20 protein-coding genes and 1 pseudogene are annotated in these 22,670 nt (G+C 60.5%); 12 read left to right on the top strand and 9 right to left on the bottom strand.

Going from position 1 to position 22,670, the window contains the following annotated elements; all coding sequences use genetic code 11:
- Positions 1 to 24 precede the first annotated feature (24 nt).
- From J8G15_RS02975 to J8G15_RS02940, 8 genes are all read left to right on the top strand, one after another.
- Complete coding sequence (locus tag J8G15_RS02975; RefSeq protein ID WP_210546027.1) at positions 25 to 1,155, top strand: GGDEF domain-containing protein; 1,131 nt, start codon at positions 25 to 27, stop codon at positions 1,153 to 1,155.
- A gap of 1,204 nt (positions 1,156 to 2,359) precedes the next feature.
- Positions 2,360 to 2,821 carry an oleate hydratase gene (locus J8G15_RS02970; protein WP_210546025.1) on the top strand — a complete coding sequence of 154 codons (462 nt, stop codon included), beginning with the start codon at positions 2,360 to 2,362 and terminating at the stop codon, positions 2,819 to 2,821.
- Between the two features lie 120 nt (positions 2,822 to 2,941).
- Complete coding sequence (locus J8G15_RS02965; protein WP_210546023.1) at positions 2,942 to 3,625, top strand: type 1 glutamine amidotransferase domain-containing protein; 684 nt, start codon at positions 2,942 to 2,944, stop codon at positions 3,623 to 3,625.
- 81 nt (positions 3,626 to 3,706) lie between these two features.
- Complete coding sequence (locus J8G15_RS02960; protein ID WP_210546021.1) at positions 3,707 to 5,074, top strand: NAD-dependent succinate-semialdehyde dehydrogenase; 1,368 nt, start codon at positions 3,707 to 3,709, stop codon at positions 5,072 to 5,074.
- On the top strand, positions 5,071 to 5,250 hold the full coding sequence (locus J8G15_RS02955; protein ID WP_210546019.1) for a hypothetical protein: 180 nt from the start codon (positions 5,071 to 5,073) through the stop codon (positions 5,248 to 5,250). Before J8G15_RS02960 ends, J8G15_RS02955 begins: the two co-directional genes overlap by 4 nt.
- Positions 5,251 to 5,304: 54 nt before the next feature.
- The gene (locus tag J8G15_RS02950; protein WP_210546017.1) at positions 5,305 to 5,592 is read left to right on the top strand and encodes a hypothetical protein; all 288 of its coding nucleotides are present in this window, start codon (positions 5,305 to 5,307) and stop codon (positions 5,590 to 5,592) included.
- Between the two features lie 156 nt (positions 5,593 to 5,748).
- Positions 5,749 to 6,240, top strand: coding sequence for a Spy/CpxP family protein refolding chaperone (locus J8G15_RS02945; RefSeq protein ID WP_210546016.1), 492 nt, complete (start codon positions 5,749 to 5,751; stop codon positions 6,238 to 6,240).
- 785 nt (positions 6,241 to 7,025) lie between these two features.
- The gene (locus tag J8G15_RS02940) at positions 7,026 to 7,685 is read left to right on the top strand and encodes an SDR family oxidoreductase (protein WP_210546014.1); all 660 of its coding nucleotides are present in this window, start codon (positions 7,026 to 7,028) and stop codon (positions 7,683 to 7,685) included.
- Positions 7,686 to 8,157: 472 nt separating this feature from the next.
- Here J8G15_RS02940 and J8G15_RS02935 read toward each other — a convergent pair whose 3' ends face one another.
- Both J8G15_RS02935 and J8G15_RS21365 read right to left on the bottom strand, forming a co-directional pair.
- Positions 8,158 to 9,843 (bottom strand): acetolactate synthase large subunit, encoded by a 1,686-nt coding sequence (locus J8G15_RS02935; protein ID WP_210546012.1) that lies wholly within the window; start codon positions 9,841 to 9,843, stop codon positions 8,158 to 8,160.
- 308 nt (positions 9,844 to 10,151) lie between these two features.
- Positions 10,152 to 10,568: pseudogene (locus J8G15_RS21365) on the bottom strand (CBS domain-containing protein); the annotation flags it as partial.
- Positions 10,569 to 11,425: 857 nt separating this feature from the next.
- Here J8G15_RS21365 and J8G15_RS02925 point away from each other — a divergent pair.
- The 4 genes from J8G15_RS02925 to J8G15_RS02910 all read left to right on the top strand — a co-directional run bounded on the left by J8G15_RS02925 (position 11,426) and on the right by J8G15_RS02910 (position 15,358).
- Positions 11,426 to 11,728 carry a hypothetical protein gene (locus tag J8G15_RS02925; protein WP_210546008.1) on the top strand — a complete coding sequence of 101 codons (303 nt, stop codon included), beginning with the start codon at positions 11,426 to 11,428 and terminating at the stop codon, positions 11,726 to 11,728.
- A 665-nt stretch (positions 11,729 to 12,393) separates the two neighbouring features.
- Complete coding sequence (locus J8G15_RS02920) at positions 12,394 to 13,431, top strand: aldo/keto reductase (protein WP_210546006.1); 1,038 nt, start codon at positions 12,394 to 12,396, stop codon at positions 13,429 to 13,431.
- A 161-nt stretch (positions 13,432 to 13,592) separates the two neighbouring features.
- On the top strand, positions 13,593 to 13,832 hold the full coding sequence (locus J8G15_RS02915; protein WP_210546004.1) for a hypothetical protein: 240 nt from the start codon (positions 13,593 to 13,595) through the stop codon (positions 13,830 to 13,832).
- Between the two features lie 428 nt (positions 13,833 to 14,260).
- On the top strand, positions 14,261 to 15,358 hold the full coding sequence (locus J8G15_RS02910; protein WP_210546003.1) for an NAD(P)-dependent alcohol dehydrogenase: 1,098 nt from the start codon (positions 14,261 to 14,263) through the stop codon (positions 15,356 to 15,358).
- Between the two features lie 159 nt (positions 15,359 to 15,517).
- Here the strand turns inward: J8G15_RS02910 and J8G15_RS02905 are convergent, their stop codons facing one another.
- The 7 genes from J8G15_RS02905 to bioB are packed head-to-tail and all read right to left on the bottom strand — an operon-like array spanning position 15,518 to position 22,649.
- Complete coding sequence (locus J8G15_RS02905) at positions 15,518 to 16,063, bottom strand: histidine phosphatase family protein (RefSeq protein WP_210546001.1); 546 nt, start codon at positions 16,061 to 16,063, stop codon at positions 15,518 to 15,520.
- Between the two features lie 10 nt (positions 16,064 to 16,073).
- Positions 16,074 to 16,919: an adenosylcobinamide-GDP ribazoletransferase gene (locus tag J8G15_RS02900; RefSeq protein WP_210545999.1), complete on the bottom strand. Its 846-nt coding sequence runs from the start codon at positions 16,917 to 16,919 to the stop codon at positions 16,074 to 16,076.
- Positions 16,919 to 18,007: a nicotinate-nucleotide--dimethylbenzimidazole phosphoribosyltransferase gene (gene cobT, locus J8G15_RS02895; RefSeq protein ID WP_210545997.1), complete on the bottom strand. Its 1,089-nt coding sequence runs from the start codon at positions 18,005 to 18,007 to the stop codon at positions 16,919 to 16,921. The genes J8G15_RS02900 and cobT overlap by 1 nt, the downstream gene beginning before the upstream one ends.
- Before the next feature lie 34 nt (positions 18,008 to 18,041).
- Positions 18,042 to 19,562, bottom strand: coding sequence for a cobyric acid synthase (locus J8G15_RS02890; protein WP_210545995.1), 1,521 nt, complete (start codon positions 19,560 to 19,562; stop codon positions 18,042 to 18,044).
- Positions 19,559 to 20,569, bottom strand: coding sequence for an aminotransferase class I/II-fold pyridoxal phosphate-dependent enzyme (locus tag J8G15_RS02885; protein ID WP_210545993.1), 1,011 nt, complete (start codon positions 20,567 to 20,569; stop codon positions 19,559 to 19,561). Before J8G15_RS02885 ends, J8G15_RS02890 begins: the two co-directional genes overlap by 4 nt.
- Complete coding sequence (gene cbiB, locus J8G15_RS02880) at positions 20,560 to 21,603, bottom strand: adenosylcobinamide-phosphate synthase CbiB (RefSeq protein ID WP_240538417.1); 1,044 nt, start codon at positions 21,601 to 21,603, stop codon at positions 20,560 to 20,562. The genes J8G15_RS02885 and cbiB overlap by 10 nt, the downstream gene beginning before the upstream one ends.
- Before the next feature lie 5 nt (positions 21,604 to 21,608).
- Positions 21,609 to 22,649, bottom strand: coding sequence for a biotin synthase BioB (bioB, locus tag J8G15_RS02875; RefSeq protein WP_210545992.1), 1,041 nt, complete (start codon positions 22,647 to 22,649; stop codon positions 21,609 to 21,611).
- Between the last annotated feature and the right edge of the window lie 21 nt (positions 22,650 to 22,670).

Here is a 22,670-nt window from a genome sequence, read left to right as displayed (position 1 = left end):
ATCCAAAACCTTGTCAAATACTTCATGATTGACCCGCGCACCGTCCTCTTTCTTGCGAGCATGCTGGGCGGGCTCATGGCTGTTGTTCTATTTGTGCTGAGGCGCACCCATCCGGCCCGCATCGATGGGCTGGGCACATGGTCGCTTGGCTTGCTGGGCATTGCGGTGGGGACGATGTTGGCGTTCTGCCGTCCGTGGCTGCCTGAGATGCTGACGGTCTCCGTTGCCCGCGTGCTGCTATTGGGCAGCCTCTTTGCTATTTACCTGGGGACTCTGCGGTTCATCGGTCTGAAGCCCAATCTTCGCGTCTGGGTCCCGGTGATACTCATGGGTGTCATGCTTCAGGTGGTGTTCACCCATGTCCATCCAAGCTTCCATGCTCGACTGATCGTCGCAACCTCACTGGCCGCCAGTTTGTTCCTGAGTCAGGCGTGGGTCTTGTGGGCGCATGCCACGCCAACTTTTGCGCCGCGTTTGTGCCTGGCGGTCTCCCTGCTCCTCGCCATGCTCCAACTCATGCGGCTGGTGACTTCGTTTGTATTGCCGCTGGGCGAAAGCGTCTATGTCACCACAACTCCGAATATGGTCTATGTGGTGGGTCTGGCTCTGGCCGTGCTGTTTTATTCGGTTGGCATGGTGTTGATGGCCAGTGAGCGGCTACGCACCGAGCTGGAACAACTGGCCACACGTGATTCGCTGACCAATGCAATCAACCGGCGCCAGATGACGGCGCTGTTTGAAAATGAGCTGGAACGCTGCCATCGCCAGGACCGCAGCATGGGCTTGTTGCTGCTGGATCTGGATCACTTCAAAACCATCAATGACACCTACGGTCATCAGGCGGGAGACGAGGTACTGATCAAATTGGTGGCCAATACAAAACTGTTGTTGCGCCAATCTGATCAGGTTGCACGATTCGGCGGTGAGGAGTTTGCGGTATTGCTGCCCGACACATCACTGGAAAAGGCCATCGCTGCGGCAGAGAGAATTCGCGCATCCTGCGCCGCGCCAGGCAAGGGCCTCTCATGCACCGTCAGCATTGGGGTGACCACCAACCAAAATGACGCTGACACACTTGACTCCATGCTGGCCCGAGCTGACAAAGCGATGTACAGGGCTAAAGCCAATGGTCGCAACCGGGTTGAAACCGGTTGATATTGAACATCGTGATCAACACTCCGCCCGGGCTGCGCAACACCAAAGAATGGGCGTTGGCAAGTCATTGTAAGCGTCTTGAGTACCCCAACGGCGCCCAGCCTTAATCGGCACATGGTTTCGGCGTCGCTTCGGTATGACACCAATCGCTCCACTATCGGCCAGTCAATATTTCACTGTTTCCGTTTCGCCACTGAATTCAGGCTCTGCGGCACGGCACGGCACGGCCTCGTCAACCGTGCATGAGCCATCCCGCGGCTAGGTGGGCGGCTAGTCGGTACTCCCCCTGCGAGGCGCTTGTCCATCGTGACCACGAAAACGGTCATGCGTGCCCAGGGGCTGGATGACTCAAAAAGACCCATTCCTGACGGTCAAATTTTCCCGCTGGATACCCGCTTCGTGCCCAAAGCCGAATTTTATTTCGGCGAAATGCCTGTCCGATACCGGTCTTAGAACCCAACAAGGACAACTCACCGAATTGACCGCGGAGTTTCATATAGCAGCCCTTTAATTCACCTCGACTGAATCATATTGCTGACATTGGCGGCGTAAAGAACGTTGACAGAAGTGCTGCGTTAAGAGTCGTGCGCCACGGTCAGCTTCGGGGTAAGCCGATTGCTTGAGTTGATGCGCCGGTTGGTTTCGGTCATGCGCAGATTAGCCAGTGCCGCTATTCGGTGTACGAAATATGGTTTGCAGATAGGCTCTCAGCACTGCGGGGATTCGCGATCAATGACACAAGGCTCTTGTTATGCAAGTTCCTAACACTCCTCTGAAATATCAACTCTACTGTGATGTCAACCGGCTTTGTCCAAGCCGTCCCCTTTTTGACATTTTGGAGTCGAATTGTTATGGTGGCTGGTCAGGCTTGTAGGCATTCCTCGGCCACAGAGCCGCGATTTTCGGGTCTGTCAATCTGAAAGGAGAACACACATGGCTCACGGGATCGTTCATTACGTCCCCAGGTAGTAAAGCTAGTGCGCTGCTGCAACCAAGGCATTGTGTGGCCTACCGCACAGACTGCCAGCGCTAAGGCTAATACAGTGGCGAATCGGGATGCCCCATAAGGTCACACTTTCGCTCTACCCATCAGGCCGCTTCCAGTTCGTCACCGAACCCGGCCTGCATCTCTCGAAGCGGCGCCACGTGCCGTTAACCCCAACGCCGCCTGGGGGTGGCTGCAACGTTACGCAAGGAGAACTGCATGCACTACAGCAATGGCAACTATGAAGCCTTCGCCTGCCCGCGAAAACCCAGGGGTGTGGAGAACAAGTCGGCCTGGTTTATCGGCTCGGGGCTGGCCTCATTGGCGGGCGCAGACTTCCTGATCCGCGACGGCCAGATGCCGGGCCAGCGCATCACGATCCTAGAGGAGCAACAGTTGCACGGCGGCGCGCTGGACGGTATCAAGGAGCCGAATCAAGGCTTCGTGATCCGCGGCGGGCGCGAGATGGAAGAGCACTTCGAGTGCCTGTGGGACCAGTACCGCTCGATCCCTGCGCTGGAGATCGATGGCGCCAGCGTACTCGACGAGTTCTATTTCTACAGTGCATTTATCGAAACGCCCGCTGATGGCGCTTGTTTTCTAGGACTATTGCCTAGCTGTCGCGTCCCAGAGAATTTTACTAAGTCAGTATCTAGTGACGGCCAAACGGTAAATAGCTAGTGGCGCCCGTATTACTTGCGCCAAGCACTTTTTGATTCATTAAAAGGTGCACGGTAGCGATTTTGCTGCCATAAAAGTCCGCCCTGCTTCGGCAGCGGCGACCCCACAAAAGGAAACAAAATGAAAATTCTGATGGTTCTCACCTCGCACGACCAACTCGGCAACACCGGCAAAAAAACCGGTTTCTGGCTGGAAGAATTCGCCGCGCCTTACTACGCGTTCAAGGACGCAGGCGCCGACGTCACGCTGGTGTCGCCCCTGGGGGGCCAGCCGCCGCTGGACCCCAAGAGCGACGAACCCGGTTCGCAGACCGATGCCACGCGCCGCTTCAAGGCCGACGCCGCCACCCAGGCCGCGCTGGCCAGCACCGGCAAACTCTCTAACGTGTCGGGCGACGGCTTTGACGCGCTGTTCTACCCTGGCGGCCACGGCCCGCTGTGGGACCTGGCTGAAGACCCGGTTTCGATCAAGCTAATCGAATCCATGGCGGCTGACGGAAAAATCGTTTCCGCCGTTTGCCATGCGCCAGGCGCGCTGCGCCACGTCAAGGCCGCCGACGGCTCGCCGCTGGTGAAAGGCAAAAAAGTCACCGGCTTCACCAACACTGAAGAAGATGCCGCGCAGCTGACCGACATCGTGCCCTTCTTGGTCGAGGACATGCTGGTCAACAACGGCGGTCATTACAGCAAGGGTGCCGACTGGGCGCCTTATGTGGTGGTCGACGGCAAGCTGATCACCGGGCAGAACCCGGCCTCGTCCGAGCTCGCGGCACAAGCCGTGCTGCGCCAATTGAAGGGCGAATAGCCAAACCACGGCCTGAAGGTGTACAACCCGAAGGCCGACTCGCGCCAGCGCGCCCTCCCTTAACCAATTCAAAAGGAAACCATGGCCTACCAAAGTACCAACCCTTACAACGGAAAAGTCCTGCAAACGTTTGAGCCGATGGATGCGGCGCAGCTTGAAGCCGCACTGGACCGTGCGTCTGAATGCTTCAACACCGACTGGAAAGGCAAGTCCTACGCCGAGCGAGCGATTGTTCTGGCGCGCGCCGCCACGCTGATGCGCGAGCAGGCCCAGCCGCTGGCCGAACTGATCACGCTGGAGATGGGCAAGCTGATCGCGCAAAGCCTGGGTGAAGTCGCGCTGAGCGCCAACATCCTGGACTACTACGCCCAGCATGCCGAGCGCTTTTTGGCGCCCGAAACGCTGGCCACGGCGCGCGGCGAGGCGCTGGTTGAAAGCAGCCCCATCGGCGTGCTGTTTGGCGTGGAGCCGTGGAACTACCCCTACTACCAGATCGCCCGCTTTGCTGCGCCCAACCTGATGGCCGGCAACGTCGTGATGGTCAAGCACTCGTCCAGCGTGCCGCAATGCGCGTTGACCTTCGAGCGGCTGATGCAGGAGGCCGGCGCCCCCGCAGGCGCCTACACCAACCTGTTCATCTCCAAGGAGCAGGTCACGCAGGTCATCGATGACCCGCGCATCCGTGGCGTGGCCCTGACCGGCAGCGAAGCTGCTGGCGCCGTGGTGGCCGCACGGGCCGGGCAGAACCTCAAAAAGACGACGATGGAACTGGGCGGCAGCGACGCCTTCATCGTGCTCGAAGACGCCGACCTTGACCGGGCCGTGAAAAGCGCCGTCAGCGGTCGCATGGGCAATTCGGGCCAGGCCTGCACCGGGTCCAAGCGCTTCATCGTGGTCGAGGCGCTGGCCGACCGCTTCCTGGAAAAATTCCAGGCCGCAATGCTTAACTTCACGCCCGGTGATCCGCTCGACAAGCAGACCACGCTGGCGCCGCTGTCGTCCGTCGAGGCGCTGGACAACCTGCTTGGCCAGGTGCAGCGCGCCGTGGCCGGCGGCGCCCGTGTGGTGATGGGCGGCGCCCGCATAGACCATGCGGGCGCCTTCATGGAGCCGACCATCCTGACCGACATCAGCGAAAGCAATCCGGCCTACAAGGAAGAATTCTTCGGCCCGGTCGCACTGTTCTTCCGGGTCGCCGACGAAGCGGCTGCCGTGGCGCTGGCCAACGACTCGCCGTTCGGCCTGGGAGGTTCAGTGTTCACGCAGGACATAGAGCGCGGCAAGCGAGTGGCACGCAAGATAGACACCGGCATGGTGTTCATCAACACGCCCGCCTCGTCGTCACCGGAGCTACCTTTTGGCGGCGTGAAGAATTCCGGTTATGGCCGCGAGTTGTCGGGCGCGGGCATCCAGGAATTCGTCAACAAGAAGCTGATTCGCGTGGCGTGAGCACCCCTGAACCCGTGATCGCCGCGCCGACCGTTGACAGCCTGCGCGCGCGTTTGGACCGCGATGCCTCGCTCGTCAACGCGTTGCTGGTCGGCTTGCTTGCCGTGCTGCTGCTGGCCTTTGTGGTGGGCGGCGCCAACGTCTTGGAAGGCGACACGTGGAGTTTTGACCTGTAACTGCTGCAGGGTGCGCAATCGTTGCGGGCCGGCCATCCGTGGCTGGCGGCCATCATGCGCGACTTCAGCGGCCTGGGCAGCACCGCGGTGATGACGCTGCTCACGGTGATCACCGTTGGCTACCTCGCGCTGATCTCGGCCAGGATCGCGGCCCTGTTGGTGGCCACGTCGGTCATCACGGGCGCCGTCTTTGTGCAGCTCCTCAAGGCCGGCTTTGGGCGCGCCGCTCTGCAGGCGTGCAGGTCAACGCTTGAACTGATGTGTGCGAGGAAAACAGTGTCAAGCTCAACGCTGCCTGCCTCGCACTGCCAAGTCTGTACGTTGGCGAACGTTGGGGCCTGACGTGAGCTACTAAATCGTCGTTGGCAGGGTGGATGAGGGCTGCCGCACAGACTGCCGCAGTGTCGTGGCCTAGTCTTCATCCTAGGGTGCACGTCCCGTCAGTTTGCTTGGGCGTAGCCATCCGAAGAGTCTCGATATTCAACCAAGGAGTTAAAGATGAAGATGAAAAATGTTCTCGCAGGCGTTGCGGCCACCGTGGCGTTGGTCGGTGTGGCAGTTGCACAGCCTCAAGGCTTTGAGGGGGCCGCGTCGATGGACGGGTACGGCAGTGGCTATCGCATGGAGCAAGGGATGATGTACGGCATGGGGCAGGGGATGGGCCCCAACATGATGTTCGGCTACTCCAACGAGGCTTACGCCGGCCTTGATCTCACCGCGGAGCAGCAGAAAAGCATCGCCAGCATCAATGCGCAGGCCTACAAGGCGATGTGGCCGCTCATGGGCACGATGCACGGACAGGGCTACCAGATGCAAGGCATGTTCGGCCCCGGCCCTGTAGACGAAGCCGCAGCGCGCAAGTCGTTCCAGACGATGGCTGAGACACAGAAGTCGATGTTCGAGTTGCAACTCGACGCACGCAAGAAGATCGACACCGTGCTGACGAAGAATCAGCGAGAGAAACTGAGCCGCTACTGGAGCAGCCGCTGATTCGGTGACTGGCAGATCATGGGATACGGCAACAGGATGGGTTGGGGTGGCGGCTGGATGAGCGGATACGGAGGCTACTGGGGCAGTTCTTACTGGCGGTGATTGTCGGCGTCGTTATCTTGGCCATCATGCAAAAGCGAAAGTGACCGGGCCTGCTGATGTTGATCAGTAGCAGACGAACCGCAGACATGAAACATGCGCTTGAAGCCACAGATTTGCCTTGATGAGATGACCGATGAGCGAACACGAACACACCTCCGGTGCTGGCCAAGCAGACCATTCTGACCACTCGCAAGAGCACATCCATCAATCAGCCTTAAAGAGCCAGCCAATTGGCTCGGAAGCTGACTTTCGAAAGTCAACGTCAGCAATGGAGTGAAACGTAATTCGGGTGAACTGCGATTGCCGGCCCACACGAACGGCGGCTGACTGGCACCCAAAATCACGCTGCTCACCTGCCAGGTAGCTGACCGTGGTGAGCGACTCTTTACGCTGCGCTGTCGACCACCAAAGGCCGCCATGCGGAAGTCGGTTTGCGATTTTTCGATTACAGATTAAGACTCGTTGTTCGCGCGCAGCCACCGGCCAAGTGCGAGCGTTCGCAGTTCAGTCCGGCCTGGATCTACCGGCAGAACTGGAAATTGATCTGCGGCAAGTGCCGCCGGGAGATCCCCCGTGATCACCTGAACCTTCTAATTCCGCACGCCCCGCCAGCGTATCGACCGCAATAATCCCGTCGGTGCAATCTGATTGATTCGCACGAGATTTCGGTCTAGAATTTTCCAATGACCAAAATTGCAATTTTCGGCGGCCACGGCAAGGTGGCGATGGAACTCGCTCGGATCCTCATGGCGACTGGTCACCAGGTCACCTCCGTGATTCGCAAGCCAGAGCAGCAAGCGGAGGTCGCCGGCACAGGCGCCCAACCCGTACTGTTGGATCTCGCGGCCGCCACGACGCTGGAAATGGCCGAGGCGCTCCGGGGCCATGACGCCGTGGTGTGGTCGGCCGGAGCCGGCGGCGGCGCGCCGGAACACACCTACGCGGTGGACCGAGATGCGGCAATCCGATCGATGGACGCCGCCGTCTTGGCCGGAGCGAGCCGCTTCGTCATGGTTTCATACATGGGCGCCGGCCCGGACCACAGGGTGCCTGAAGGCGACGGGTTCTACGCCTACGCTGAGGCCAAGGCCGCAGCGGATGCCTACCTGCGCGGCACCGGCCTGGCCTGGACAATCCTGGGTCCCGGATCACTCACCGATAGCCCCGCCACCGGGACGATAGAACTCAGCCCGATCGACATATCGGAGGGCAACGACACTGCACGCGACAACGTGGCGCTCGTCGTGGCTGCGGTGCTGGACCTACCCGCGACCGCAGGTCGCACCATCGATTTCCGCGATGGGGCGACCCCGTTGGCAGAGGCGCTGGCCGCTTCAGTCTAGGGTCCGGCAACCCGCGCCGCGGTCGGCGTTGCGCTGGAAGACGACCGCACGCTTGGAACTCGTTCCACGCCTTGCCGCTATCGCTTGCCCGTCGAGAAGGTATGTCTGGACATTGCGCCCATCCGATGAAGTGGGAAACCGCATCACCCAATACCCGCTATCCGGCAGCCCAATTGCATGAATTGTGGCGCTGGGCAGCTGCTGTTTGTGTGTGCCGGCAATCGACCCTCTGCAGTCATTGGGATCGGCAGCTAGTCGGTGGTAGCTTTGCGAGCGAACCGGCCCGTCATCCGACGAAAGTGGGCCGAAGGATGTCGGGTGGAGCCGACGGTCAGGGCTCGCGAAACTGATGTCTGCGCTGCTGCGCAATCCGGTCGCAAAGCGCTCACGACGGCTGGACGGGCGTTTCGGTTGCAGCTAACTCACGCTATCGACCGGACGGTCGAGATCCACCCGCCTGCACCGCAGACCTCTAGATCAGCGCACTCTGTTGCGGAATCTCGCGATGGAGTATGCGGTCGTTTTCGCTGTAGTCCACCGCCACTTCGACGAGGTGCACGCCGGGCATGCTGAAGCACGCCTCCAGCTGTGGGATCAGGTTGTCGGCTGAGCGCACGCGATGGCCATGGGCGCCATAGCTGTTGGCGTATTGGACAAAGTCCGGGTTGCCGTAATCGAGCCCGAAGTCATCAAAGCCCATTTCGGCCTGCTTCCACTTGATCATCCCGTACGCATCGTCCCGGAGGACCAGGACCACCAAGTCCAGCTTCAGGCGCACAGCGGTCTCCATCTCCTGGGAATTCATCATGAAGCCGCCGTCGCCACAGATCGCCATCACACGCCGTTGCGGATGAACGATCTTGGCAGCCATCGCTGACGGAAGACCCGCACCCATGCTGGCCAGGGCATTGTCCAGCAGTACCGTGTTCGGCATGTGCGCAAGGTAGTTGCGGGCAAACCAGATTTTGTACACGCCGTTGTCCAGGGCGATGATTCCGTCGTCTGGCATGATCTTGCGGACATCGGCCACGATGCGTTGCGGGTAAAGCGGAAAGCGCGTGTCTTCGGCTCCTTCGAGCAGGTTCCTGTCGAGATGCCGCTTGACTTCCATAAACCTTGAGAAGTCCCAGTGAGCTTGGTGACTCGTCGCTTTCGCCAAACGACGGACGCTATCGGACAGGTCACCGATCACCCCCTGCTGAGGGAAGTAAACCGGATCGATCTCCGCGGTAACGTAGTTCACATGGATCACCTTCGCGCACGCGGCGCAGGGCGTTCCGTCATTGCCATAGCCCGAGTCGGCGGCCTTCGATTTCATGAAGAAGGGTGGCTTCTCGACCACATCGTGACCGACGTTGATGATAAGATCTGCGGCGTCTATCGCGCGATGCACGAAGTCACGGCTCGACAGCGCCGCATTGCCCAGGAAGAGCGGGTGGCGCTCGTCAACCACGCCCTTGCCCATCTGGGTGCTGAAGAACGGGATTCCGGTGCTTTCGATGAATTCCAGTAGCGATTCAGAGGCGTGTTGGCGATTGGCTCCTGCGCCGATCAGGATGAGCGGATGGCGCGCGGATTCGATCATCTTGACCGCCGCTGCGACCGAGTGTCCAGTCGCGTGGGGAAAATCGAAGCGACTCTTGTGGATCACAGCCGAATCCGTCTCTTCTTTGGCAACGTCTTCGGGCAACTCCAGGTGAACAGCACCCGGCCGTTCGGCCTCGGCGCGGCGCATCGCTTCGCGTATGCGGGCAGGGACGTGGTGAGCGCTGCCGATCTGATGGGTGTATTTCGTCAGTGGACGCATCATGTCGACCACATCAATGATCTGAAACTGTCCCTGCTTGCTGGTTTTGATCGGTTTCTGTCCGGTGATCATGAGCATGGGCATGGCGCCGAGCTGAGCGTAAGCCGCTGCGGTGACCAGGTTGGTGGCCCCTGGACCCAGGGTGGACATACACACCCCTGCCTTTCCGGTCAGGCGCCCGTAAGTGGCAGCCATGAAGCCCGCCCCCTGCTCATGGCGTGTCAGGACCAGCCTGATCGAGGAATTCCTGAGCGATTCAAGTAAGTCGAGATTCTCCTCCCCCGGAATGCCAAAGATGTACTCGACACCCTCGGCCTCAAGTGCTTTGACAAACAGGTCGGACGCCTTCATTTCGCCTCCGCCTCAAATGCCATCGTGTTACCGCGTCCATTCCCGTTGTGCGCGTCGTCAAGCGACCGACAATCATCGCCAAACTGAGCCAGACAGACACCCGACGCGAACGATTCGGCACTGGACTCATCCATGATCAGCTTGAACGCATCCGGAATCTCGCCGCCAAGCAGGCTGTGCTCCGGCAGGTAGGGAAATATCTCGTCATATCGCTTGATCTCATGCTGGTTGATGCGGCGATAGACATGGGTACGATTCAGCGCCGATGTGTGCCTCAGGCCAACCGAGGTTATGAGGTCCAACGTGGCGTGCTCCAGTTGCTCAATGATGAACTGCTGCTCCTTGATGGTGACTTTGACCAGGTCTCCGATCGAGATGAGACCAATCAGCTGATTATTATCCATCACCGGAAGGTGACGCAGGCGGTTCTGAGTCATCAGCGCCATGCACTCTTCGCTCGTCTGGTGGGGGCGAACGCACATCACCGGACTCGACATGATGTCGCCCAACAGCGTGTCCATGGGCGAGCGAGCCATGAGCGCGAGCTTGCGTGCATAGTGGCGTTCTGAAACGAGACCAACGACCTTTCCGTTTTGAACCACCAGCAGCGCCCCGATGTTTTTCTCAGCCATCAAGCGAACCGCCTCGTGGGCCGTGGCGCTCGGCTCCATCGTGTAAATAGCCTGGTCAAGTTTGGAGCCGAGAATCTGTGCAACGGTATTCATGATATTCCTCTCGAAGGATCGTGGTGTGAAGCAAAGTGGGAGGTATCGCTCATCAGCGTAGTTTGCGCGCTTGCTCGGGAAAGGTAAACCACCTCAAGTTGAAGCTGACGCTGCCCCACCCCTTGTGCAGGCATCAGTCAACAGCACAAATGAGTGCCGGTATGTTGGTGGCGTGTCGTTGTGCTGCTCGATACCCGCATTACGGGTGTTCTCGACGACGGGTTCGACCACCGCCCACGAGGTTGAGCGCGGCGCAAGTTTGCAGCCCCTCCCCCACCCGATGTGCCAGCGCCGTTGCACAACGGCTGACGCGCTCATGGTGGCTGGAGTGAGGATCAAATTGCCATCAGAAAGCCCCCCGAGGAGACCTCTGCCGCGCGGACGCCGCATAGCACTTGGATTGCATGAACAAATCAGAAAAACCTGCCACGCTCAGGGCGCCCGAGCAGCCCTCCACTGGGGCAAGGCGGCGAAGCGATGCACTGTAGTGACTTCGCTCGGGGCACACGGGGGCCGAAGAGAGTGGGCGGACCCGTGACATCTGCGCCATGAATAGCGAACAAGTTCTTGGCAAGATCTATACCGATCGTGACCAATCTCAGACACGGTCATCCTCTTTCAACACGAGTGAGTTGATGAAAAGCTCGAATTTCCCCTCGTGGCACGCGGTGGAGGTTCATCGCAAGTTACACGGCACGCGACTCGCTGGGGAGGGGGACTCCCTTTCATTCAATGGGTCGCACACACGCACATTGCTGAAATATCTTAAAGACAGTCCCCGCGAAGCAGCGCGAAGTGTGTCGGGGGAGCAAAATACCGATGGGCCACGATGGCCTGACATTGAATGGAGGTAGACCATGGGACAGGGATTTGGTCAGGAGATGCCGAGGCCACATGTTCGGGCAAATCTCCGCGGCGTAACAAGGTACTTGGTGATTGTCCCTGTGATGGACAGTCCGATAGCGCGGCTATTCCTCGAAAATCGAGAACAAGCAGCGGAATTCGATGCGAATACCGAGGAGGTCTCCTCGATGATCAAGGGCATTGCGCCAAGCGTCGGTGCCACGGGAGTGGAATGGGATAAATCGCTTTCGGCGCACAGCGCAACTGATCGCGCTCAAGCGACGATTTACGATTTGGTTTCGCATCGAGGTCGATGATGCTCTCGACTTGGCAGAGCCGTTGGAGGTCTAGGAACTCAGGGGGCGGACGACGATGGAATGTCGCCGTCCGACCCAGTACCGCCTTCGGCACTGTGCCGCGAAAGTCTGCGGTGGGTTTGAACGAGTCATTCACAGCCAAAAACCAATGACTGCTGACGCTGCAGACCTGTCTCAAACTTTTCCGCGGGCAGCGTCAGCAATACGGATGGGATGCCGCCGATTTAGCGACAGCTTTATGGAACCTCGACGGTGAAAATCTTTCTACCGCCCAAAAGCTGCCACCCGGGAGCACCTGCTTCTGGTCGATGACGGGTGCCCACTTTGACGAAACGGTCGCCTCAAAGCCGCCGGTCGATCCCTCGTTGCCAGCGGCTGCTATGGAGCAGGCAGATCGCAAATCTCTAAGACCGGAATCGCTGCAGACCTGCCCCAGACTTTTCCGCCGCCAGCGTCAGCAATACGGATGGGAGGCCGCCGATTGAGCGACGGCTTTATGGAACCTCGACGGTGAAAATCTTTCTACCGCCCGAAAGCTGCCACCCGGGAGCACCTGCTTCTGGTCGGAGGCAGCCGTCAGCATGTTCGCGATAAGCCGACATTCAGACCGGAAATTCCGAAAACTGCTAGTCTTGTGGCCCCCGCTTTAACTTCGAAAGTTTGCCATGCGCTATCGTCTGCTGGGCCGAACTGGCCTGTATGTTTCTGAGTTGTGCCTGGGAACCATGACCTTTGGTGGCCAGGGATTCTGGAAAGTCATGGGCGGCCTGGGACAAGAATCCGCCACATCCTTGGTGAAGCAGGCTTTTGATGCCGGGGTGAACTTCATTGATACTGCCAATGTGTATTCACAGGGTGACTCGGAAACGCTCACTGGCAATGCCATCAAGAGCCTGGGCCTGCCGCGCGACCAACTGGTAGTGGCCACTAAAGCCACCGGCGTCATGAACGAGACGTCAGTAAACGCCCGAGGGCAGTCACGCTACCACCTGATGAACGAGTTGGACGCCAGCCTCAAGCGGCTGCAGCTCGACCACATTGACCTGTACCAGTTACATGGCTTCGACCCCCTGACTCCATTGGAGGAAGTGCTATCAACACTCAACGACATGGTGCGCTCCGGTAAGGTGCGCTACATCGGCCTGTGCAACATGGCGGCCTGGCAAATCATGAAGGGATTGGCGATTTCGGAGAAGAAGCACTGGGCGCGTTTCGAAAGCGTGCAGGCTTACTACACGGTGGCCGGGCGCGACTTGGAACGGGAAGTGCTGCCGCTGCTGCAGGACCAACAACTCGGACTTATGGTGTGGAGCCCGTTGGCTGGAGGGCTGCTGAGTGGCAAGTTCAGTCCTGATGGAAAAGGGCCGGAGGGCACACGCCGCGCGAGCTTTGACTTCCCCGTGGTCGACAAGGCGCGCGCCTTCAGAGTCGTAGACGCTATGCGTCCCATCGCCCTGCGCCATCAGGTGTCTGTGGCGCGGGTGGCGTTGGCTTGGCTGCTGAGTCGGCCACAGGTGAGTACCGTGATTGTTGGCGCCAAGACGCCCGCGCAGCTCGAAGACAACCTGGGTGCCACGCAACTCGAACTGGCCGCAGATGAGTTGCTGGCGCTGGATGAGGTTAGCGCGTTGCCGCCGGAATATCCGGGTTGGATGCTGGCAAGGCAAGGAGAAGCCCGCGCCACGCCGCCAGTGAAAGTCTGAGTTCGGGTACCTCTCGTGCGGCATGAGGATTTTGTTGAATTGCTGGTACAGCATGGCGACATGTGGCTATGAACGCAAACAAAAATTCCTCAGGTCAGGCGCGACAAAAAGTGGATGCTGCCTGAGCATTCACAATGTCCGCTCCTAGTAGAAGAAACGTCATGAAGATTCCCCACGACAAAGTACAGCACTTTGCAGCGGGCGCGGCAATAGCGTCCCTGGTGGTCACTGTTACCGGCTCGCTTACCTTGTCTGGCGCCGCTGTGTTGCTGGTCGGGGCCGGTAGAGAGGTCTATGACGCCTGTCACCCGGAAACGAACACGGCTGACATCTGGGATGTTGTGGCGACCTGCGCGGGCTGGATTCCTGTGGCGCTGGTAGTGCAGTTAATCCAACTGTAAAGCAGAGCCCAGTGCCGACCTTCTGAATGTCCGGTCTGGGTTAGTTGGAGTACTGTCGTGAATGTCCGTTGTTGGTCGTCAAGAGCCGGTGGCCGCACCAAGCGCTATGACCGGTTACGTCCGCGTTTCAGTCCTTCCACTTTGACTCACAAACGTTCGCTTTGCCCGCGCGCCAGAAAAGTGGGATTTTTATTGGCCTACCAGTGGAAGAGTCAGTGCCATTGCAGTCGAATCCATCGCCAATGTGGGCGGCAACAGTGCTATCCATTGCAGAGAGTCATCATTGTTTGATGTAGATTAATTTTCTGCGCCGTCAGCATATTGCTCTCACCCAAATATGGGGTTAATTTGGTGGACTGACTTCATCGGCCTCCTAAATTCGTTAGGTGCCAGGACTCGAAGTCCCATTCACGACCCAAGGAGAGAATATGTCCAGCATGATGAAAGCCGCAGTGTTCGTAGAGCCCGGCCGCATTGAGATCGTTGACAAAAAAATCCCCGACGTAGGCCCCAACGACGCCTTGATCCGCATCACTACAACCACGATTTGCGGCACCGATGTACATATTCTCAAAGGCGAGTACCCCGTCGCCAAGGGGCTGACCATTGGGCATGAGCCGGTTGGCGTCATTGAAAAACTGGGCAGTACCGTTCAGGGCTACACCGAAGGCCAGCGCGTGATTGCGGGGGCCATTTGCCCCAATTTCAATTCTTACGCCGCGCAGGACGGCGCGCCCTCACAAGACGGTAGCTACCTTATTCCTGGTGGGCTGTGTGGTTGCCACGGCTTCAAAGCGACCGCCGGCTGGCGCTTCGGCAATTTGATTGACGGCACGCAGGCCGAGTACGTGCTGGTTCCCGACGCACAAGGCAACCTGGCGCCGATTCCGGATGGATTAACCGATGAACAGGTGTTAATGTGCCCGGACATCATGTCAACCGGCTTCAAGGGCGCAGAAAACGCCAACATCAGAATCGGTGACACGGTGGTCATCTTTGCCCAGGGTCCGATTGGTTTGTGCGCCACCGCGGGCGCTCGTCTACTGGGTGCCAGCACCATCATCACCGTCGACGGCAATGACCACCGCCTGGGTATCTCCAAACAAATGGGCGCGGTCTTGACTTTGAACTTCAATAATTGCGACGTTGTCGCTGAAATCATGAAGATCACCAACGGGCGAGGCGCGGATTCAGCCATCGAAGCGCTGGGTATTCAATCCACCTTCGAGTCGGCATTGCGTGTGCTCAAGCCCGGTGGCACTTTGTCAAGCTTGGGGGTGTATTCCACCGACCTGACGATACCGCTCTCCGCTTTCGCCGCCGGACTCGGAGACCACAAAATCAACACCGCGCTATGTCCGGGCGGCAAAGAGCGCATGCGCCGCCTGATCAACGTGTTGGCCTCCGGCCGTGTCGACCTTAGCGCTTTGGTGACTCATTCGTACAAACTGGAAGACATCGTGGCGGCGTACGAGCTGTTCTCCCATCAGCGTGATGGTGTGCTCAAGATTGCGATCAAACCTTGATGCTGCGAGGAACGACGTGCATTCGCGGCCCTGAAAATCAATCAGTGGCTTCGCTTTGGCGGGGATTGGCGCTCGGATCTTTCTCACACACGGCGATATCGACTGGACACACCTCGCAGAGCCCACGCCGGTGGCTGGTCTGACGCGGCCCCGGCAAGGCTATCTGTCCACCACCGTCCATTGCCCAAAGCCGGGCGCCTGCGCGGGCCACTGGGCGGCGTCGGCAATTTGCCGAGTTCCCTGGGCCAGCAAGGACACGGCCCGAATCACGCCCGCGTGGGTGATCCAGACGCCGTCTTGCGACTGGCCTTGAATCTCATCCCAGGCGAGCGCCACCCGGTTCATGAAGTCAGTCACCGACTCCTTGCCGCCAAAACGGTGCCCGCCAAAGTCAGCCGTCCACGCGTCATAGGCCTCAGGGGGAATGGCGCTCCATGGCTGGGCTTCCCAGTGGCCAAAATCCATTTCACGCAGTCGGTCGTCGGTTTTATAAGCCAAATCAGGCCGTAGCCCTTTCACTTCCTGCGCAAGCTGCTCACATCTTTGTAGCGTCGACACCCACATGGTTGTGGAGACTGGCAATTGAAGGGCCAAGGTTTGTGCGGCTGCCAAGGTGGCCTCTGCATCAGCGGCCACGTCGGTGGCGCCGTAGCAGACACCGGCATCAATCAGCGGTTGCGCATGGCGAACCAGCCACAGCTTCATGGCAGGCGCCCTACAAGCACAGGGCCAGGCCGAGGTAAAACGCCAACTCGCACAATTGCTGGGTGGTGCCTAGGCAATCGCCGGTGAAGCCGCCCAAACGACGCCAAAACCAGCGCCACATCAGCAAAAAAACCAGCCCAGAGGCCAGCAGAGCACTGCCAAGTGCCTGCAGCAGAACCACAGCCGGTTGGTTAATCACTATGAAATTAGTAGCTGCTTGCGCATAGCCTAGGAGGGCTAGCGCCATAAAACACCAAAAAAATGCCGTCCAAAGACTGGCCAGACTGATCTGGTCCGCCAGCGGCTTGGACTTGGAGCCCGCCGCGTCGCCCACGTGCGGCATGAGCCGAATCAAAAACAGCGGCCAGATACGCGACACCACATGGGCCAAAAACAGGGCGGTGCACATCAGCGTGGCGTTGACCGAGCCCAGCAGCGCCAGCACCGACACTTTGGCCAGCAGCGCCAGCATCATGGCGATGGCACCAAAGGCGCCGACGCGGGAGTCTTTCATGATGATCAGCGCACGGTCCCGGTCCGGGCTACCGCCCAGGCCGTCAAACACATCGGCCAATCCGTCTTCGTGAAACGCCCCGGTGATCAGCACGCCAAAGGCCGTGCCCCACACGGCGGCAACCAGCGGGGCAAAGGCGTTGCCCGGCAAGAGCTGGAGCAACAACGCAGTCAGGGCCGCCACCAGGCCGCCAACCAGCCAGCCCACGCCCGGAAAATGCCCGGCGCTGGCGCGCAGCATGGCGGGGCTGAAGCCCACCCAATCAGCCAAGCGCCCGGTGACCGGCACCCGGGTGAAAAACTGCAAGGCCAGCAAATAGTGGCGAACGGCGCGTGCCAACATCAGCCGGCGCTGGCGGGCTCAGCCGACTTCTCGGAAACCCCGGCCGACTCAAAACTGGCCATGTCGCGAAGAATGGCGCAGGCCGACTGCAGCAGCGGCCAAGCCAACGCGCCGCCCGAACCCTCACCCAGGCGCAGCCCCAAATCAAGCAAGGCCTGGACACCCAGGTGCTGCAGCATGAACTCATGGCCGCGCTCACCCGAGCGGTGGGCAAACACGCAGCGCTGCAAGACCAGCGGCTGCAGCGCATGCGCTACCAGCACAGCAGACGTGGCGATAAAGCCGTCGACCACCACCACCCGGCGCTCCTGCGCGGCTTGCAGCACGGCGCCCACCATGGTGGCAATCTCAAACCCGCCCAAGGCCGCCAGGGCATCCAGCGGCGCAGTGGCATCCGCGTGACGCGCCAGCACCTGGCCCAACACGGCGGCCTTACGCCACACGGCGGCAGCGTCCAGACCTGTGCCAGCCCCCGTGCACACCGCAATGTCCAGGCCCGCCAACCGGGCCAGCAACAGCGAGGCGGCTGAGGTGTTGCCAATGCCCATCTCGCCCAACAGCAAGGCGTTGCCCGGCAGACCTTTGACGATGGCCTGCCCGTTGTGCAGCGCCTGCTCGCACTGGGTGCGCGTCATCGCGGGCTGAGTGAATGAGTCGGCTGTGCCTTTCTCGCCCCCCGCCACCTTGCGCACCAGCAAGCCGGGGCGCTGGGTGCCGGCAGGCAGGCCCGCCAAAAAGTCATGGTTGACGCCGCAGTCCACCACGGTCAGATTCAAACCGTGTTGCCGCGCCAGCACGCTCACCGCCGCGCCTCCCGCCAGAAAGTTTTCGACCATCTGCCAGCTGACATCGCTGGGGAAAGCGGAGATGCCCTGCGCGGTCAACCCATGGTCGCCGGCAAACACCACCATCTGGGGGCACTCCAGCAGCGGTGTCTCTATGCCCAAAATCTCGCCCAGCTGAAGCGCCAACGTTTCCAACCGCCCCAGTGAGCCCAGTGGCTTGGTCTTGAAGTCGAGTTTGTGCTGCAAAGCCTGAGTGTGGGCAGCGGTACGAATATCAACAAGCGTCGGGATCTGGAAGGTCATGATGATGAAACGAGAGGAGTTGAAATAAATGGAATCAGCGTGGCGTAGGTGCGCAGACGCAGGCGTCGGCGATCAGCCCATCCAGCACACCCGGCTCAAAATGCGTGGCAATAAAGTCCGCCAGGCCGTCAAACACAGTGTCCAGCGTGGTTGCCCGCGCACCAAACAAGGCGTGCAAAGCGTTGGCGTCTTCAAACAGGCCGTGCAGGTACACACCCATCACATTGCCAGCGCCATTCAACCAGCCCAAGCCGCCGGGCAGCACTGGGCGGGCAATGTCACCGGCCTTGGCCATGGCCGGGTGCTGAGCGGTTTGGCCGTGGTGAATCTCGTACCCGGCCACTTGGACGCCTGCCAACGCCGCCCAGGGTTGGGCCGCCGTGCTGTCACTGGCCAGGTTCGCCTCAAACCGGGTTTCGGTGTGCTGCACGGTTTTATCCACATCAAAGGCAGTCACGAGCGGCAGCAAGCCTAGGCCAGGGGCGTTGCCGTCGATGCCGTGCAGGTCAATCAGCGCCTCGCCCAGCATTTGCAGCCCGCCGCACACACCCAGCACGGCGCCGCCCTGCCCCGCATGGCGCGCCACGGCGGCGTCCAGCCCCTGTGACCGCAGCCAGGCCAAGTCGCCACTGGTGTGTTTGGAGCCGGGCAAGATAATCCAGTCGGTCGCCGACAGGCCTGCCAGCTCGGACGGGCTGCGCACCCATTGCAGGCGTACGCCGGCCATGTTTTTGAGCGGCTGAAACTCGTCCAGATTGCTGATGCGCGGGTAGGCAATAACGGCCACGGTGAGCGTGACGGCACCGGCCGCCGTGCTGCGGTCGTCAAACACGCCGTCTTCTTCGGGCAGCCCGTGCTGCCACCACATGGGCAGCGTGGCCACGGTGGGCACGCCAGTCAGGTCTTGCAGCATTTGCGGCGCGGGCGCCAGCAGGCCAGCGTCACCCCTGAATTTATTTAACACATAACCCTTGATCAAACCGCGCTCACTCTCAGGCAGCAAGGCCCAGGTGCCGTAGAGGTGGGCAAACGCGCCACCCCGGTCGATGTCGGTCACCAGCAAACAGGCCGCGTTGGCATGCACCGCCACGCGCATGTTGACGATGTCGCTGCTGGACAGGTTGATCTCAGCCGGCGAGCCCGCGCCCTCGATCACCACCACGTCGTTCTCAGCAATCAATTCGTCGAGGGCCGCCGAAATCTGCGGCCACACCTTGAGGCTGCGACCGCGCCAGGGCATGGCAGTCAGCGCCTCGTCCACCCGGCCCATGAGCACCACCTGGCTGTGGGTGTCACGCTCGGGCTTCAGCAGCAAGGGGTTCATGCGCACATCGGGCACGGCTTGCGCGGCCAGGGCCTGGAAGTACTGCGCCGAACCAACCTCGCCCTGCCCGTTGTCGCTGGCCACCACCCGTGCGTTGTTGCTCATGTTCTGCGCCTTGAAGGGCGCCACCTTGAGGCCTTGCCGTGCGTAATAGCGGCACAGCGCGGTGGTGAGCCAGCTTTTGCCGGCTCCGCTGGTGGTGCCCAGCACCATCACGCATTTCGCACTCATGCACGCAACTCGATTTGCGCCGAACAGGCCGCCACCAGTGCATCCTGGGCATCGGGTGGCAACACGCCCAAGCGCACATGACCCGGCAGACCAAACGAGGTGGCGTCTCTCAGCTTGATACCCGCCTCGCGCAAGGCATTCACATCAACGGCTTGCGGCGGTTGCGCGCAAAAGAAATTGGCATCGCTGGGCAGACAGGTCCAACCCAGTGTTTCCAATTGGGCAATCTGGCGGGCCTTCCAGGCACTGAGTGTGGCCAGGCTGTCGAGCAGCCAGGTTTGCACCTCGGGTTGTACCCAGGCCTGCAACATGGCAACACCATGCGCGCCCACTGGCCAGGACGGGCACATCCGCTCCAGCGCTGCGACGCTGTTGTAGGCGCCTTGCGGGGCAATGACATAGGCGCCGCGCACGCCCGTCAAGCCCAACGCTTTATTGGGTGTCCACAACTGCCAGACCTGGGCGCCTTGCGCCTCGGTCAGGCTCGCCTCGCCTTCCAGCCGAAGCGGTTCATAGGCGCAGTCCAGCACCGTGGGCGAGGAAAATCCACGTGGCCAATTGGTGTGCGAGCCCCCCAGTGGGCTCGATGGCTCACAGCACCACACCAGGTCGGCATCATTGGGTTGGCCTACCGTGCGCAAGCCCCAGGCTGACGCGGCCTGGGCATAGTCGCCGTAGGCGTGGCGAGGCAGATTCACGCTGCGCCCGCCGCGCTGAACCACCCAGCCCGTGATGCGAAAAATGAACTCGCTGGCGCTGCCGGCCAGCAACACCCGCTGCGGGTCAACGTCATGAAAGGCCGCCAGTTGGGCGCGCAGTTCGGTGTAACTGCCATCCGGGTAGCGGCTCACGTCGGCCTGCCCCACGGCGGCCAACGCAGCGGGACATGGACCGCAACTGTTGCTATTGGTCGAAAAATCAAACAGCGCCGCGCCTAGGGCGTCGGTGCCGCCGTGCTCGCGCGTTGGCGCCGGCGAAGGGGGGGAAATGGGTCGCGTCACATCCATGAGGACGATCCTGTTGCTATAAAAATAAGAGCTACTCCTGAAGATAAAACAAGGGCCTGAGCCACTTTTGATGCCAAAGCGATAGCCCGCACGGTGTCAGCCCGACCAGGGGCCCGACCCGCCTCGTTCAACGCATAAACAGCAGGTTTGTGCAAACACACCCCCAAATTCAACGCCATGGCCGCCATGGGCCAGCCGCTGTTGGGCGACGGCGTGCGCCGCGCCTCAATACAAAGTTTTTTTAAATTGATGCCTCCACCCACGATGGCCAGCAACAAGGCGGTGATGCGCGCTGGCAACCAACTCAAGACGTCGTCTGCCCGCGCCGCCCATTTGCCGGCCCAGGCCCAGTTATGGCTTTTGTAGACACCGGGGTAGCCCCACATGGCATCCGCCGTATTGGCAAAACGGTAAAGCGCGGCACCCGGCAAACCCAGCATGGCAAACCAGAACAGGGGGGCCACCACCGAGTCATTGAGGTTTTCTGCCAGCGACTCAATCGCGCTTTCCCTCACCTGGGACTCACTCAGAGCGGAGACATCGCGACTGACCAGCCAGCTCAAGCGCTCACGCCCCGCTGCCAATCCCCCACCCTGTGCGGGGTCCAAGGCCTGCTCCACCGCTTGCACCTCGGAGCGCAACATGGCCCAGGCCAGCATGGGTTTAAGCGCCAGGCCGAGAAACAAGGCCGCCAACAAGCTGCCCGGCACGGCGCCCAGTGTCACGGGCAAGGCCATCACCCCCTGCTGAAGCGCTAAAGACGCTATCAAACAAATAGCTGCTCCCGCACACCAAACCAGCGCTGCAAGCCAAAAAGCCTTGAAATCCGGGGAAGACGATGGTGTGGGGCGGGTGTGCGATTGCACCCAACGTCCGGCCCACCCCAGAAAGTGACCTATCCACACCACGGGGTGAACCCGGACCGGTGGCTCTCCCGCCCAGCGGTCTACGGCCAGCGCCACCAGAAGGGCCAATGCACTGATCCAAACGGGTACAACAACCCAGCCGTCAGTCATGGTCCACGTGGCGCTCATGCTCGCTAAGGACGGGCGAACGGGTGGCCGGTCTTCAAGCCCAGGCGGGCCAGCAAAGCCATGTCGTCATTGCCGTCCGGGTTGGGCGTTGTGAGCAGTTTGTCACCGTAGAAGATGGAATTGGCGCCTGCCACAAAACACAGGGCCTGCACCGCGTCGCTCATGCTCTGGCGACCGGCTGACAAGCGCACCCGTGCCATCGGCATGGTGATGCGCGCCACGGCAATGGTGCGCACAAACTCCAGCGGGTCCAGATCCGGCTGATCAGCCAGGGGCGTGCCCTCGACCTTGACCAGGTGATTGATCGGCACCGACTCGGGGTATGGGCCCAAATTGGCCAGCTCGGCAATCAAGCCGGCGCGTTGCAGGCGGGACTCGCCCAACCCCACAATACCGCCGCAGCACACACTCACGCCGGCATTTCGCACGCGGGCCAGGGTGTCCAAGCGGTCCTGGTAGTCGCGGGTGGTGATGACGTCGCCGTAAAAATCAGGGGCGCTGTCCAGGTTGTGGTTGTAGTAGTCCAGCCCGGCGTCACGCAGGGTTTCGGCGTGACCTTCGGCCAGCATGCCCAAGGTGGCGCAAGACTCCAGCCCGGTGGCTTTCACGGCCTTGACCAGCTCGGCCACGGCTTCCACGTCGCGGTCTTTGGGCGAGCGCCAAGCGGCACCCATGCAAAAACGGGTGGCGCCAGCAGCTTTCGCCTCCAAAGCAGCGGCCCGCACTTCATCCACGCCCATCAGCTTGCCGGCCTCAACGCCGGTATCAAAGTGAACCGACTGCGGGCAATAGCCGCAATCTTCCGGGCAGCCGCCCGTTTTGACGGACAAGAGTGTGGCCAACTCCACCATATTGGCGTCAAAGTGGGCGCGGTGAATGGTTTGCGCCTGAAACATCAGGTCATTGAACGGCAAGTCAAACAAGGCCTGCACCTCAGCCACGGCCCAGACCCGCTGGTCGGTCTTGGGGCGCGCCACCGTCTTGTACGGGGCATGAAAATGGACGGGCTTGGATACCACGGGTGCGGAAACGGTGTCAGTGCTCATCGGGTGTCTTTCTTGGTTCTG

Origin of the sequence: Rhodoferax sp. PAMC 29310 (assembly GCF_017948265.1) — a bacterium.
In the GTDB taxonomy this organism is placed as follows: Bacteria; Pseudomonadota; Gammaproteobacteria; order Burkholderiales; family Burkholderiaceae_C; genus Rhodoferax.
Note: the sequence above shows the minus strand (reverse complement) of the source record. Positions and strands in the feature narration are given on the sequence as shown.

What these genes read in the sequence shown, in the direction of transcription:
- J8G15_RS02910 (WP_210546003.1), top strand. Translation starts at nt 14,261, where the DNA reads ATGTCCAGCATGATGAAAGCCGCAGTGTTCGTAGAGCCCGGCCGCATT.
- J8G15_RS02975 (WP_210546027.1), top strand. Translation starts at nt 25, where the DNA reads ATGATTGACCCGCGCACCGTCCTCTTTCTTGCGAGCATGCTGGGCGGG.
- J8G15_RS02950 (WP_210546017.1), top strand. Translation starts at nt 5,305, where the DNA reads ATGCGCGACTTCAGCGGCCTGGGCAGCACCGCGGTGATGACGCTGCTC.
- cobT (WP_210545997.1), bottom strand. Translation starts at nt 18,007, where the DNA reads ATGACCTTCCAGATCCCGACGCTTGTTGATATTCGTACCGCTGCCCAC.
- J8G15_RS02885 (WP_210545993.1), bottom strand. Translation starts at nt 20,569, where the DNA reads ATGGATGTGACGCGACCCATTTCCCCCCCTTCGCCGGCGCCAACGCGC.
- J8G15_RS02905 (WP_210546001.1), bottom strand. Translation starts at nt 16,063, where the DNA reads ATGAAGCTGTGGCTGGTTCGCCATGCGCAACCGCTGATTGATGCCGGT.
- J8G15_RS02890 (WP_210545995.1), bottom strand. Translation starts at nt 19,562, where the DNA reads ATGAGTGCGAAATGCGTGATGGTGCTGGGCACCACCAGCGGAGCCGGC.
- bioB (WP_210545992.1), bottom strand. Translation starts at nt 22,649, where the DNA reads ATGAGCACTGACACCGTTTCCGCACCCGTGGTATCCAAGCCCGTCCAT.
- J8G15_RS02970 (WP_210546025.1), top strand. Translation starts at nt 2,360, where the DNA reads ATGCACTACAGCAATGGCAACTATGAAGCCTTCGCCTGCCCGCGAAAA.
- cbiB (WP_240538417.1), bottom strand. Translation starts at nt 21,603, where the DNA reads ATGAGCGCCACGTGGACCATGACTGACGGCTGGGTTGTTGTACCCGTT.
- J8G15_RS02935 (WP_210546012.1), bottom strand. Translation starts at nt 9,843, where the DNA reads ATGAAGGCGTCCGACCTGTTTGTCAAAGCACTTGAGGCCGAGGGTGTC.
- J8G15_RS02945 (WP_210546016.1), top strand. Translation starts at nt 5,749, where the DNA reads ATGAAGATGAAAAATGTTCTCGCAGGCGTTGCGGCCACCGTGGCGTTG.
- J8G15_RS02900 (WP_210545999.1), bottom strand. Translation starts at nt 16,919, where the DNA reads ATGTTGGCACGCGCCGTTCGCCACTATTTGCTGGCCTTGCAGTTTTTC.
- J8G15_RS02915 (WP_210546004.1), top strand. Translation starts at nt 13,593, where the DNA reads ATGAAGATTCCCCACGACAAAGTACAGCACTTTGCAGCGGGCGCGGCA.
- J8G15_RS02925 (WP_210546008.1), top strand. Translation starts at nt 11,426, where the DNA reads ATGGGACAGGGATTTGGTCAGGAGATGCCGAGGCCACATGTTCGGGCA.
- J8G15_RS02920 (WP_210546006.1), top strand. Translation starts at nt 12,394, where the DNA reads ATGCGCTATCGTCTGCTGGGCCGAACTGGCCTGTATGTTTCTGAGTTG.
- J8G15_RS02960 (WP_210546021.1), top strand. Translation starts at nt 3,707, where the DNA reads ATGGCCTACCAAAGTACCAACCCTTACAACGGAAAAGTCCTGCAAACG.
- J8G15_RS02940 (WP_210546014.1), top strand. Translation starts at nt 7,026, where the DNA reads ATGACCAAAATTGCAATTTTCGGCGGCCACGGCAAGGTGGCGATGGAA.
- J8G15_RS02965 (WP_210546023.1), top strand. Translation starts at nt 2,942, where the DNA reads ATGAAAATTCTGATGGTTCTCACCTCGCACGACCAACTCGGCAACACC.